Origin of the sequence: Streptomyces sp. NPDC002181 (assembly GCF_042890485.1) — a bacterium.
Classification (GTDB): Bacteria; Actinomycetota; Actinomycetes; order Streptomycetales; family Streptomycetaceae; genus Streptomyces.
Map to the genome: position 1 here is coordinate 138,725 of NZ_JBIASC010000013.1, position 12,618 is coordinate 151,342.

The window sequence follows — 12,618 nt, forward strand, 5'->3', positions numbered from 1 at the left end:
TCAGGCCTCCGTGGGGGCGAGGCGCTGGAGCTCCGCCTCGGTGGACTTCAGCAGGTCGTTCCAGGCCGCCTCGAACTTCTCGACGCCCTCGTCTTCGAGCAGCTGCACCACATCGTCGTACGAGATGCCCAGCTTCGCGACCGCGTCGAGCTCGGCGCGGGACTGGTCGTACGTGGCGCGCACGGTGTCACCCGTGATCTCGCCGTGGTCGGCGGTGGCCTCCAGGGTGGCCTCCGGCATGGTGTTCACCGTGTTCGGGGCGACCAGGTCGACCACGTACAGGGTGTCCTTGTACGCCGGGTCCTTGACGCCCGTCGAGGCCCACAGCGGACGCTGCTTGTTGGCGCCGTGCTTCTCCAGGGCGTTCCACCGGTCGGAGGAGAACACCTCTTCGTAGGCCTCGTAGGCCAGACGGGCGTTGGCGAGGGCCGCCTTGCCCTTCAGGGCCTTCGCCTCGTCGGTGCCGACGGAGTCCAGGCGCTTGTCGATCTCCGAGTCCACGCGGGACACGAAGAAGGAGGCGACCGAGTGGATCAGCGAGAGGTCCAGGCCCGCGGCCTTGGCCTTCTCCAGACCCGCCAGGTACGCGTCCATGACCTCGCGGTAGCGCTCCAGCGAGAAGATCAGCGTGACGTTGACGCTGATGCCCTTGCCGATGACCTCGGTGATCGCCGGCAGGCCGGCCTTGGTCGCCGGGATCTTGATGAGCGTGTTCGGGCGGTCCACCAGCCAGGCGAGCTGCTTGGCCTCGGCGATCGTCGCCGCGGTGTTGTGGGCCAGGCGCGGGTCGACCTCGATGGAGACCCGGCCGTCCTGGCCGTCCGTGCGGTCGTAGACCGGGCGCAGGATGTCGGCGGCGTCGCGGACGTCCGCCGTCGTGATCATGCGGATGGCCTCGTCGACGGTGACCTTGCGGGCGGCGAGGTCGGCGAGCTGCTGCTCGTAGCCGTCGCCGCTGCTGATCGCCTTCTGGAAGATCGACGGGTTGGTGGTGACACCGACCACGTGCGACTGGTCGATGAGCTCGGCCAGGTTGCCGGACGTGATGCGCTTGCGGGACAGGTCGTCCAGCCAGATCGCCACGCCCTCGTCGGAGAGGCGCTTGAGTGCGTCTGTCATGGGAATTGCATCTCCTACTGGTTCGTGTACCGGTGTCAGCGCGCGGCGGCGGTGATCGATTCCTTGGCGGCGGCGGTGACGGCCTCGGCGGTGAAGCCGAACTCGCGGAACAGCACCTTGGCGTCGGCCGAGGCACCGAAGTGCTCCAGCGAGACGATCCGGCCCGCATCGCCGACGTAGCGGTGCCAGGTCAGGCCGATGCCGGCCTCGACCGCGACGCGCGCCGTGACGGACGGCGGCAGGACGCTGTCCTTGTACGCCTGGTCCTGCTCCTCGAACCACTCGACGGACGGCATCGAGACCACGCGGGCCGGGATGCCCTCGGCCTGCAGCGCCTCGCGCGCGGCGACGGCGAGCTGGACCTCGGAACCGGTGCCGATGAGGACGACCCGGGCGTCGCCGCCCTCGGCCTCGAAGAGCACGTACCCGCCCTTGGCCGCGTCCTCGTTGCGCTCGTACGTCGGCACGCCCTGGCGGGTCAGCGCCAGACCGTGCGGGGCGCCCTTGCCGAACACCTTGGTGTGGCGGCGCAGGATCTCGCGCCACGCGACGACGGTCTCGTTCGCGTCGGCCGGGCGGACCACGTTCAGGCCCGGGATGGCGCGCAGCGAGGCGAGGTGCTCGACCGGCTGGTGCGTCGGGCCGTCCTCGCCGAGGCCGATGGAGTCGTGCGTCCACACGTACGTCACCGGCACGTGCATCAGCGCGGACAGGCGGACGGCGTTGCGCATGTAGTCGGAGAACACCAGGAAGGTGCCGCCGTAGATGCGGGTGTGGCCGTGCAGCGCGATGCCGTTCATGGTCGCGGCCATGGCGTGCTCGCGGATGCCGAAGTGGACCGTACGGCCGTACGGGTCGGCCTCCGGCAGCGGGTTGCCCTTCGGGAGGAAGGACGAGTGCTTGTCGATCGTGGTGTTGTTGGAGCCGGCCAGGTCGGCCGAGCCGCCCCACAGCTCCGGGATGACCGAGCCGAGCGCTTCGAGGACCTTGCCGGAGGCCGCGCGGGTGGCGACGCCCTTGCCGGTCTCGAAGGAGGGGAGCTTGTCCTCCCAGCCGGCGGGCAGCTCGTTGGCGTTGATGCGGTCGAACTCGGCCGCGCGCTCCGGGTTGGCGGTGCGCCAGGCGGAGAAGTCCTTCTCCCAGGCGGCCTTGGCCTCGCGGCCGCGGTCCAGCGCCTTGCGGGTGTGCGCGAGGACCTCGTCGGAGACGTCGAAGCTCTTCTCCGGGTCGAAGCCGAGCACGCGCTTGGTGGCGGCGACCTCGTCGTCACCGAGGGCCGAGCCGTGCGAGGCCTCGGTGCCCTGGGCGTGCGGGGCCGGCCAGGCGATGATCGAGCGCATCGCGATGAAGGACGGGCGGCCGGTCTCGGCCTTGGCGGCGGCCAGGGCGGCGAACAGCGCCTTCGGGTCGAGGTCGCCGTTCGGCTGCTGCGCGACGCGCTGGACGTGCCAGCCGTACGCCTCGTAGCGCCCCAGGGTGTCCTCGGAGACGGCCGTCTCGGTGTCGCCCTCGATGGAGATGTGGTTGTCGTCCCACAGCAGCACCAGGTTGCCGAGCTTCTGGTGGCCCGCCAGGGCGGAGGCCTCGTGGGAGATGCCCTCCTGGAGGCAGCCGTCGCCCGCGATCGCGTAGACCATGTGGTCGAACGGGGAGGCGCCCTGGGGGGCCTCCGGGTCGAACAGGCCGCGCTCGTAGCGGGCGGCCATGGCCATGCCCACCGCGTTGGCGATGCCCTGGCCCAGCGGGCCGGTGGTGGTCTCGACGCCGGCCGTGTGGCCGTACTCCGGGTGGCCCGGGGTCTTGGAACCCCAGGTGCGGAAGGCTTCGAGGTCGGCGAGCTCCAGGCCGAAGCCGCCGAGGTAGAGCTGGGTGTAAAGAGTGAGGGACGAGTGCCCCGCGGAAAGCACGAAACGGTCGCGGCCGACCCACTCGGGGTCCGCCGGGTCGTGCCGCATCACCTTCTGGAAGAGGGTGTACGCGGCGGGGGCCAGACTCATCGCCGTGCCGGGGTGGCCGTTACCCACCTTCTGGACCGCGTCGGCGGCCAGGATGCGGGCGGTGTCGACGGCCCGCTGGTCGAGGTCGGTCCAGTCGAGCTCTGTGGTCGTCGGCTTGGTGCTCACCGTGGGTCAGGGCTCCTCTCCACATGTCTGTTACCCGGTGACGAACGGTGCACCGGCGCGATTCCGAGCCTACCCCCGTGACGGCGTGCAGCTATTCGAGTGCCCGCAGTCCGTCATGACGTCGGCGGCTCCGATCGGACCAACACGGGGCGACCCCCGCGCGGGGCGACGTAAGTGCAACGTCTAGAGTGGCGTGGTACGTGCGAGCCTTCAGCGGACCTTTATGTCCGGAGCTTGCTGGTTTCTCTGTCAGGGGTGTGCGTGACGGCCGTCGAATCCCGTCCAGCGGGGGTGCTCGGGACGAGCCCCGGTCACCGGCCGTTCGGGGCCCGGGTCATGGCTTTCGTGGCTTTGACCAAGCCGCGGATCATCGAACTTCTGCTGATCACCACAGTGCCGGTGATGTTCCTCGCCGAACAGGGCGTGCCGTCGCTGTGGCTGGTCCTCGCAACCTGCTTCGGCGGGTACTTGTCCGCGGGCGGCGCCAACGCGCTGAACATGTACATCGACCGCGACATCGACGCGCTGATGGACCGCACCTCGCAGCGGCCTCTGGTGACAGGCATGGTCAGCCCGCGTGAGTGCCTGGCCTTCGGCATCACGCTCGCGGTGGTCTCCACCCTGTTCTTCGGGCTGCTCGTCAACTGGCTGTCGGCCGCGCTCGCCCTCGGAGCGCTCCTCTTCTACGTGGTCGTCTACACGATGCTGCTGAAGCGGCGCACCGCGCAGAACATCGTCTGGGGCGGCATCGCGGGCTGCATGCCGGTGCTCATCGGCTGGTCGGCCGTCAAGAACGAGGTCTCCTGGGCCGCGGTCATCCTCTTCCTCGTCATCTTCTTCTGGACGCCGCCGCACTACTGGCCGCTGTCCATGAAGGTGAAGGAGGACTACGCGCGTGTCGGCGTGCCGATGCTGCCGGTGGTGGCCGGAAACCAGGCCGTGGCGCGCCAGATCGTCCTCTACAGCTGGGTGATGGTGGCGGTCTCGCTGCTGCTCACCCCTCTGGGGTACACCGGCTGGTTCTACACCGCGGTCGCGCTGGCGGCCGGCGGCTGGTGGCTGTGGGAGGCGCACGCGCTGCACGCACGGGCCAAGGCGGGCGTGACGGGCGCGAAGCTCAAGGAGATGCGCCTGTTCCACTGGTCGATCACGTACGTGTCGCTGCTGTTCGTGGCGGTGGCCGTGGATCCCTTCCTGCGCTGACGCTTCCTCGGTTCATTACCCGCCGGTAGCATGCTGTCCATGGCAGACACCGCGGCGGACACCGCAGACAAGAAGCAGGACCGGAAGGCCGCGAAGCTGGCCCGGCAGATCGGCGCGTTCGCCAAGCACCACGGCGGCGCCGAGGGCCAGATCGCGCACATCGGCCAGGCCGGCACCCGGATCGTCCTCGTCGGCACGGACGGCGGCTGGGGCGACCTGGTGGCCCCGACGTACGCGGTGGCCCAGCTGGCCGCCGAGAAGGCCGGCCTGACCCTCCACGAGGAGTTCGACGGCGAGTTCGCCGCGCGCGTCAAGACCGGTCCGTACGAGTGGTCGCGCATGGCCGGCATCCAGCTCGGCGGGGCGGCCAACCCGGCGGCCTGATCGCCGCGGCCGGATCGTGACGGTGGCCGCTCGGTCAACAGCGCGAGCAACACCTCACACCCCGCTCACCCGTTAGGACGTGTGGAAGCCCCTTCCTCACGTCCGCAACGGGATGCCCGGATGATCGAAACGCCGCCCCTGGTGGACCAGTACTGCCACGGAGTGCTCCGCACGGAGCTGGGCCTCGGCACCTTCGAGGCCCAGCTGATCCGCTCGGCCGGCCCTCCCGCCGCCGGGACCACCTTCTTCGACACCCAGACCGGTTTCGCGGTGCGCCGCTGGTGTCCGCCGCTGCTCGGCCTGGAGCCGCACTGCGCCCCCGCCCGGTACCTGGCCCGGCGGCGCGAGCTGGGCGTGGTCGAGTCCGGGCGCAGGCTGCTGCGGGGCTCCGGAGTCGCCGCCTATCTGGTCGACACGGGAGTGCCCGGCGACCTCACCGGCCCCAAGGAGCTGGCGCTCACGGGGGACGCCGACGCCTTCGAGGTCGTACGGCTGGAGCTGCTCGCCGAGCAGGTCGCCGACACCTCCGGCACCGTCCCGGCCTTCCTCGCCAACCTCGCCGAGGCCGTCCACCACGCCGCCGCCGCGGCCGTGGCCTTCACCTGCGGGGCGGACGCCGGATATCCCGCCGTGCTCGGGCAGGCCCCCGAGCCGCCCGGTCCTGGCGAGGTGCGGGGGGCGGCCGGGCGGTGGCTGGCCCGGCGCGCCAAGGGCGGGGCCGTGCGGGACCCCGTACTCCTGCGGCACCTGCTGTGGAGCGCGGTGGCGACGGGGCTGCCGCTCCAGCTGCACACCGGGGCCGGCGCGGGGGAGCCGGGGCAGCGGCCCCAGGAGGCCGATCCGGCGCTGCTGACGGAGTTCGTACGGGCCACCGCGGGGCTGGGGACCCGGCTGGTGCTGCTCGGCGGGTACCCGTACCACCGGCACGCCGCGCAGCTGGCGGCCGCCTTCCCGCACGTCCACGCCGATCTGGGCGCGGCTCTCGGGCAGAGCGGGGCACGGGCGGCGGGGGTGCTGGCCGAGGTGCTGGAGGCCGCCCCCTTCGGCAAGCTGCTGTTCTCCAGCGGCGGGCGCCGGCTGCCCGAACTGCACGCGGTGGGCGCCCTGGTGTTCCGGGAGGCGCTGGGCCGGGTGCTGGGCGGCTGGGTCGGCGACGGCGCCTGGTCCTGGCGGGACGCCGAACGGGTGGCGGCCATGGTCGCGGCGGGCAACGCCCGCCGCGTCTACCGGCTGGACGAGCGGGGGTGAGCCGGAGCCGGGCCCCCGGCTCAGACGGAGGAGAGCTGCGGGTCGCCCTGCGCCGGGATCTGCGCCTCCGCCGCGGGCCGCTCCCGCAGGCCGAGCGCCACCCGGAGCACGGCGATCCACACCAGGCAGGAGCCGAGCATGTGCGCGGCGACCAGCACCTCGGGGACGTGGGTGAAGTACTGGACGTAGCCGATGGCGCCCTGCGCGAGCAGCACGATCAGCAGGTCGCGGGCGCGGGCCCGGGTGTCGGTCGGCGCGTCGACCACGCGCAGCACCAGCCACATGGCCACGGCGAGCGCGCACACCACCCAGGCGGAGATCGCGTGGACGTGCGCGGTGGTGGCCCAGTCGAACGGCATCCGCTTGATCTCGCTGCTGTCGCCCGCGTGCGGACCGGAACCGGTGACCACCGTGCCCGCCGCGATCAGCACCAGCGTCGTCGCGATCAGGGCCCAGGAGAGCTTGCGCACCGGACCGGGGACGCGCGGCTTCGCGGCGGCGTCGCCCTCGCGGGTGCGCTGCCAGGTGACCGTCGTGACCGTGATCAGCGAGGTGGCGAGGAGGAAGTGCCCGGCCACGCTGTACGGGTTGAGCCCCGTCAGGACGGTGATGCCGCCGAGGACCGCGTTGCCCATCACGATGAAGAACTGGAGCCAGCCGAGCCTCGTCAGCGTACGGCGCCACGGCTTGGCCGAGCGGGCGGCGATGATGCACCAGCCAACGGCCGCGCAGAGCACGTACGTCAGCATGCGGTTGCCGAACTCGATGGCCCCGTGGAAACCCTGGGCCTGGGTCACGATCAGGCTGTCGTCGGTGCACTTGGGCCACGTGTCGCAGCCGAGACCTGATCCGGTCAGCCGTACCGCTCCGCCCGTGACGACGATGAGCACGCTCATGACGAGCGCGGCGAGGGCGGCCCGCCGGACGGTCCGGGGTGACGGGGTCCAGCGGTTGGCGATGAAGGCGAGAGGGGTCAACACGGCCCTTATCGTACGCGGAGCCTTGTGCAAACTTTCACGAGGGGGTGTCCGCGGCTCCGCCCGGTGCCGTCTCGGGGCCTGCGGCCGCCTGGAACCGGGCTCCCGCCGTATCGCCTTCCTCGTGCCACCACAGGCGCAGGCGCCAAGGGGCGCCACCGCCGGGGTAGTCGGCGGACGCCGTGAATCCGCGTATCAATTCACCACCTATGTCCCGTGCTGTCCTGTTTCTGACTTCAGCCCCGCTGCGCCAGGGATGTTCCTGTACGTTCCACGACCCGTCAGGACCGCGCACCTCGAAGCGCCACACCGCGAGCCAGGGCGTGACCTCCAGCATCGTGCGCACCTGTTCGGCTCCGAGCCGCAGCCGGCCGACGATCTCGGGCTCGGACACGCCCTGGATCCGGGCGGCCACCACCGCCTGGGGCAGCAGGGGTTCGGGCAGCAGGCCCTGTGCGCGCAGGCTCACCAGGGAGTCGAAGGACAGGAGGCGCAGCCGCAGTTCGAGCTGGCGGCCGATGTGGTCGAGGGCCTCCTCCGCCTCCTGGGCCTCTTCCGCACCGGGGGTGGCGCGCAGCAGCCGGCGGAAACCGCCCTCCGCGTCCACCGCCCAGGCCACCGCCTCCTCGGCGGAGCCGAGCTCCGCGAGCCGGTCTCCGAGGAAGACCTTGGCCTGCGCGAGACCGCGCCGGTTGACCGGATCGCGCTGGTCCAGCGCCGCCCACACCTCGACCGCGGCCCGGGTCAGGTCCACGGCGCGCTCGCCCGCCGCCCGCTCCGTCGCGCTCGGGCCGGACTCGGACCGGGGGCCGTGCGGATAGCGGGGCAGCCGTACCTCGTCGCTCAGCGGCCAGGACAGCCAGACCCCCTGGTTGATCAGGCCCCGGGCGTACCAGCGCGCGTACTCCGGGGCGTGCCCGGCCGCCTGCCGGCCGTGCCGCAATCCCTCTTCGACGGCCGAGAGGGCCCCGGCCCGGTCGCCGCCGGCGAAACGGCGGGCCGCCAGGTCGCCCAGGCGCAGGCCGAGGCGCGCCGCGCACTCCGGATCGGTCCGCGCCGGCTCGCGCAGCGCGCCGATCAGCTCCGTCAGCAGGGCCTCGGCCTCGGCCGGAGCCGCCCGTGCGGCCCCCGACCGGATCTGCGCCCATTGGGCGTCCAGCCGTAGAACGTCCTCGCGTTGCGCCATGCCCGCCCCCCGGCGTTCCGGTGTGCCCCGCCCCCAGCGGGGCGGCGCCCATCCTCCTGCCAGGCCAACGTCCGGGGGAGGGGATTCACTCCCAGCGGAACAGCTTGGCGGCGGCGCCGAGCCCGAGGACGGCCCATGCGGCCAGGACGGCCACGTCCCCCCACGGCAGCCCGGCGCCGTTGCGGAGCACCTCGCGCAGCCCGTCCGACAGCGCCGAGATCGGCAGCAGTCCCAGTACGGACTGCACCCCTTCGGGGAACTTCTCCATCGGCACGATGACCCCGCCGCCGACCAGCAGCAGCAGGAACACCAGGTTGGCGGCGGCCAGCGTGGCCTCGGCCTTGAGGGTGCCCGCCATGAGCAGCCCGAGCCCGGAGAAGGCCGCGGTGCCCAGCAGGACCAGCGCGGCGACGGAGAGGGGGCTGCCGTGCGGGGACCAGCCCAGGGAGAGGGCGATCACCGTCAGCAGGGCGATCTGGAGCACCTCGGTGACCAGCACGGACAGCGTCTTGGCGGCCATCAGCGCCCACCGCGGCAGCGGCGAGGCGCCGAGCCGCTTGAGCACCCCGTAGCGGCGGTCGAAGCCGGTGGCGATGGCCTGCCCGGTGAAGGCGGTGGACATCACGGCGAGCGCGAGGATGCCGGGGGCGAGGAAGTCGACCGGCTTCCCGGCGCCGGTGTCGACGATGTCCACGGCGGAGAACAGCACCAGCAGCAGGGCCGGGATGATCACGGTCAGCAGCAGCTGCTCCCCGTTGCGCAGCAGCATCCGGGTCTCCAGCGCGGTCTGCGCCAGGATCATCCGGGACACGGGCGCGGCCCCCGGGGCGGGGGTGAACGTACCGGCGCTCATGCGCGCAGCTCCTTGCCCGTGAGTTCCAGGAAGACGTCTTCGAGGGTGTGCCGCTCCACCGAGAGGCTGCTCGGCATCACCCCGTGCTGGGCGCACCAGGAGGCGACGGTGGCCAGCAGTTGCGGGTCCACGTCGCCGGTGACCCGGTAGGTGCCCGCGGTGAGCTCGGCGGCCTCGGTGCCGTCGGGCAGGGCCTTGAGCAGCGAGCCGAGGTCGAGGGCGGGCCGGCCGGTGAAGCGCAGGGTGTTCTCGGCGCCCCCGCGGCACAGCTGCTCGGGGCTGCCGTGCGCGATGACCCGGCCGGCGTCGACGATGGCGACCTCGTCGGCGAGCTGTTCCGCCTCGTCCATGTGGTGGGTGGTGAGGACGACGCTGACCCCGTCGGCCCGCAGTTCCCGTACGAGGTCCCAGGTCGCGCGGCGGGCCTGCGGGTCCAGGCCCGCGGTCGGCTCGTCCAGGAAGACGAGCTCGGGGCGGCCGACCACGGCCATGGCCAGGGCCAGGCGCTGCTGCTGCCCGCCGGACAGGCGGCGGTAGGCGGTGCGGCCGCAGCCGCCCAGCCCGAGCCGCTCGACCAGGAGGTCCACGTCGAGCGGGCGGGCGTACAGCTTGGCCATGTGGCGCAGCATCTCGACGGCGCGGGCGCCGGAGTAGACCCCGCCGGACTGGAGCATCACCCCGATCCGCGGGCGCAGCGCCCCGGCCTCGGCGACCGGGTCGAGGCCGAGGACGCGGACGGTGCCGGCGTCGGGGCGGCGGTAGCCCTCGCAGGTCTCCACGGTGGTGGTCTTGCCCGCGCCGTTGGGGCCGAGGACGGCGGTGACCGAGGCCTTGCGGACGGTGAGGTCGAGACCGTCCACCGCCGTTTTGGGCCCGTACCGCTTCACCAGTCCGCGGATCTCCACGGCGGGGTCGTTGCTCATGCGGGTGAGTCTACGGAGCTGGACAGGGGCCCTCGGTCCCGGGTGGACGGGGCCGAGATCCCGGTGTTCCGGCCCCCGGCAGCCGCTCTTCACGGCCGTCGGATTCGAACACCGTGTCGCGAACGTGGCTCTTTTCAGTCTTGCGGTCCTGTGCGGGTCAGCCGGTTTCGGTGACCTTTTCCGCGACGTGATGTTCACGGTTCCAGGGGGCGTCGCAGGCGGAGGATTGCTGGTGGGAGCCGTGTACCGGCTCGACGGAGGGGTCCGGCGGAATGCTGGATCAACCCCTTCCGCTTAACTCTGCGTAGATAAATTAGGTAACCCTTAGTGATAGAGGCCACCTGGAGTGGCCTCGGTCACGGCTTGTCGGGGCTCGACTAATTACGCAACAATGGCGTTGTGAAATACGGCGAACGGATGATCGAGGCCCCGCAGGGGGAACTCGCTACCGGGGAGCGGTCGACCCGCAACCGGGTCGCGCGCTCCATCCTGGACCACGGTCCGTCCACCGTCGCCGACCTCGCGGCGCGTCTCGGCCTCACCCAGGCCGCCGTCCGCCGCCACCTCGACACGCTCGTCGCCGACGACGTGGTCGAGCCCCGTGAGCAGCGCGTCTACGGTGCGCGCACCCGGGGCCGGCCCGCCAAGGTCTTCGCGCTCACCGACTGCGGCCGCGACGCGTTCGACCAGTCCTACGACTCGCTCGCCGCGGACGCACTGCGCTGGATCGCGCAGGCCGCCGGCGGGGGCGAGCAGGGGGAGGCGGCCGTGGCCGCCTTCGCCAGGGCGCGGATGGACGCACAGGCCGAGACCTACCGGGAAAGCCTGGACGCCGCCGCCCCCGCGGAACGCACCGAGGCCCTTGCCAAGGCGTTGACCGCGGACGGGTACGCTGCTACGGCGAAGAGTGCTCCCGGTCCGCACAGCGGTGAACAGCTCTGCCAGCACCACTGCCCGGTCGCCCATGTCGCCGAGCAGTTCCCGCAGCTCTGCGAGGCGGAGACCGAGGTCTTCTCCCGCCTGCTCGGGACGCACGTGCAGCGCCTCGCCACGATCGCCCACGGCGACGGGGTGTGCACCACCTTCATCCCGCGAGGCGCGGGCACCACACAGAACGACACATCAGCATCTGCCAGCACGGCCGGGAGGAACCCCGCATGACCACGGAGACTGCTCACCCTGAGCTTGAGGGTCTGGGCAACTACGAGTACGGCTGGGCCGACTCCGACGCGGCCGGCTCGGCTGCCAAGCGAGGCCTGTCGGAGGACGTCGTCCGCGACATCTCGGCGAAGAAGAACGAGCCCGAGTGGATGCTGAAGCTCCGCCTCAAGGGCCTGAAGCTCTTCGGCAAGAAGCCCATGCCGACCTGGGGCTCCGACCTCTCCGGCATCGACTTCGACAACATCAAGTACTTCGTGCGCTCCACCGAGAAGCAGGCCGCTTCGTGGGAGGACCTGCCCGAGGACATCAAGAACACGTACGACAAGCTCGGCATCCCCGAGGCGGAGAAGCAGCGCCTCGTCGCCGGTGTCGCGGCCCAGTACGAGTCCGAGGTCGTCTACCACCAGATCCGCGAGGACCTGGAGGAGCAGGGCGTCATCTTCCTCGACACGGACACCGCGCTGAAGGAGCACCCGGAGCTCTTCCAGGAGTACTTCGGCACGGTCATCCCGGTCGGCGACAACAAGTTCGCGTCGCTGAACACCGCCGTGTGGTCGGGCGGATCGTTCATCTACGTGCCCAAGGGCGTCAAGGTCGACATCCCGCTCCAGGCCTACTTCCGCATCAACACGGAGAACATGGGCCAGTTCGAGCGGACGCTGATCATCGTCGACGAGGACGCCTACGTCCACTACGTCGAGGGCTGCACCGCCCCGATCTACTCCTCGGACTCGCTGCACAGCGCCGTGGTCGAGATCATCGTGAAGAAGGGCGGCCGCTGCCGCTACACGACGATCCAGAACTGGTCGAACAACGTCTACAACCTGGTCACCAAGCGCGCCGTGGCGTACGAGGGCGCGACCATGGAGTGGATCGACGGCAACATCGGTTCCAAGGTCACCATGAAGTACCCGGCCGTCTACCTGATGGGCGAGCACGCCAAGGGCGAGACCCTGTCCATCGCCTTCGCGGGCGAGGGCCAGCACCAGGACGCCGGCTCCAAGATGGTCCACATGGCGCCGAACACCTCCTCGAACATCGTCTCCAAGTCGGTGGCGCGGGGCGGCGGCCGCACCTCGTACCGCGGCCTGGTCGAGATCGGCGAGGGCGCCCACGGCTCCAAGTCGAACGTGCTCTGCGACGCGCTCCTGGTCGACACGATCTCCCGCTCGGACACGTACCCGTACGTGGACGTCCGCGAGGACGACGTCTCCATGGGCCACGAGGCGACCGTCTCCAAGGTCTCGGACGACCAGCTCTTCTACCTGATGAGCCGCGGCATGACCGAGTTCGAGGCCATGGCCATGATCGTGCGCGGGTTCGTCGAGCCCATCGCGCGCGAGCTGCCCATGGAGTACGCGCTGGAGCTCAACCGGCTGATCGAGCTGCAGATGGAGGGCTCGGTCGGCTGATCGCCGGCCCGCCCGACACCGGCTCCTCG

Annotated in this window: 11 protein-coding genes; 5 read left to right on the forward strand and 6 right to left on the reverse strand. The window is 71.3% G+C overall.

Features of this window, described 5'->3' with window-relative positions; translation table 11 throughout:
• Positions 1–1,119, reverse strand: a complete 1,119-nt coding sequence (tal, locus tag ACFYXV_RS27635; RefSeq protein ID WP_366102480.1) for a transaldolase — start codon at positions 1,117–1,119, stop codon at positions 1–3.
• A 35-nt stretch (positions 1,120–1,154) separates the two neighbouring features.
• Positions 1,155–3,242: a transketolase gene (gene tkt, locus ACFYXV_RS27640; protein ID WP_385467564.1), complete on the reverse strand. Its 2,088-nt coding sequence runs from the start codon at positions 3,240–3,242 to the stop codon at positions 1,155–1,157.
• A 255-nt stretch (positions 3,243–3,497) separates the two neighbouring features.
• Between tkt and ACFYXV_RS27645 the strand changes: the two genes are divergently transcribed.
• From ACFYXV_RS27645 to ACFYXV_RS27655, 3 genes are all read left to right on the forward strand, one after another.
• Positions 3,498–4,445 (forward strand): heme o synthase, encoded by a 948-nt coding sequence (locus ACFYXV_RS27645; RefSeq protein ID WP_389384333.1) that lies wholly within the window; start codon positions 3,498–3,500, stop codon positions 4,443–4,445.
• A 39-nt stretch (positions 4,446–4,484) separates the two neighbouring features.
• Positions 4,485–4,829, forward strand: coding sequence for a hypothetical protein (locus ACFYXV_RS27650; RefSeq protein WP_383346785.1), 345 nt, complete (start codon positions 4,485–4,487; stop codon positions 4,827–4,829).
• A gap of 120 nt (positions 4,830–4,949) precedes the next feature.
• Complete coding sequence (locus tag ACFYXV_RS27655) at positions 4,950–6,077, forward strand: amidohydrolase family protein (RefSeq protein ID WP_385835728.1); 1,128 nt, start codon at positions 4,950–4,952, stop codon at positions 6,075–6,077.
• Positions 6,078–6,097: 20 nt separating this feature from the next.
• Here the strand turns inward: ACFYXV_RS27655 and ACFYXV_RS27660 are convergent, their stop codons facing one another.
• The 4 genes from ACFYXV_RS27660 to ACFYXV_RS27675 form a co-directional block, all read right to left on the reverse strand.
• Positions 6,098–7,087 carry a heme A synthase gene (locus tag ACFYXV_RS27660; RefSeq protein ID WP_383346791.1) on the reverse strand — a complete coding sequence of 330 codons (990 nt, stop codon included), beginning with the start codon at positions 7,085–7,087 and terminating at the stop codon, positions 6,098–6,100.
• A 4-nt stretch (positions 7,088–7,091) separates the two neighbouring features.
• Positions 7,092–8,240 (reverse strand): hypothetical protein, encoded by a 1,149-nt coding sequence (locus ACFYXV_RS27665; protein WP_389384301.1) that lies wholly within the window; start codon positions 8,238–8,240, stop codon positions 7,092–7,094.
• 85 nt (positions 8,241–8,325) lie between these two features.
• Positions 8,326–9,093, reverse strand: coding sequence for an ABC transporter permease (locus tag ACFYXV_RS27670; protein ID WP_385467575.1), 768 nt, complete (start codon positions 9,091–9,093; stop codon positions 8,326–8,328).
• Positions 9,090–10,016 (reverse strand): ABC transporter ATP-binding protein, encoded by a 927-nt coding sequence (locus ACFYXV_RS27675; protein ID WP_385467578.1) that lies wholly within the window; start codon positions 10,014–10,016, stop codon positions 9,090–9,092. The genes ACFYXV_RS27670 and ACFYXV_RS27675 overlap by 4 nt, the downstream gene beginning before the upstream one ends.
• A gap of 399 nt (positions 10,017–10,415) precedes the next feature.
• Here ACFYXV_RS27675 and ACFYXV_RS27680 point away from each other — a divergent pair, with 399 nt between their 5' ends.
• On the forward strand, positions 10,416–11,177 hold the full coding sequence (locus ACFYXV_RS27680) for a helix-turn-helix transcriptional regulator (protein ID WP_383346803.1): 762 nt from the start codon (positions 10,416–10,418) through the stop codon (positions 11,175–11,177).
• Complete coding sequence (gene sufB, locus ACFYXV_RS27685; protein WP_030858986.1) at positions 11,174–12,589, forward strand: Fe-S cluster assembly protein SufB; 1,416 nt, start codon at positions 11,174–11,176, stop codon at positions 12,587–12,589. Before ACFYXV_RS27680 ends, sufB begins: the two co-directional genes overlap by 4 nt.
• Positions 12,590–12,618: the final 29 nt, after the last annotated feature.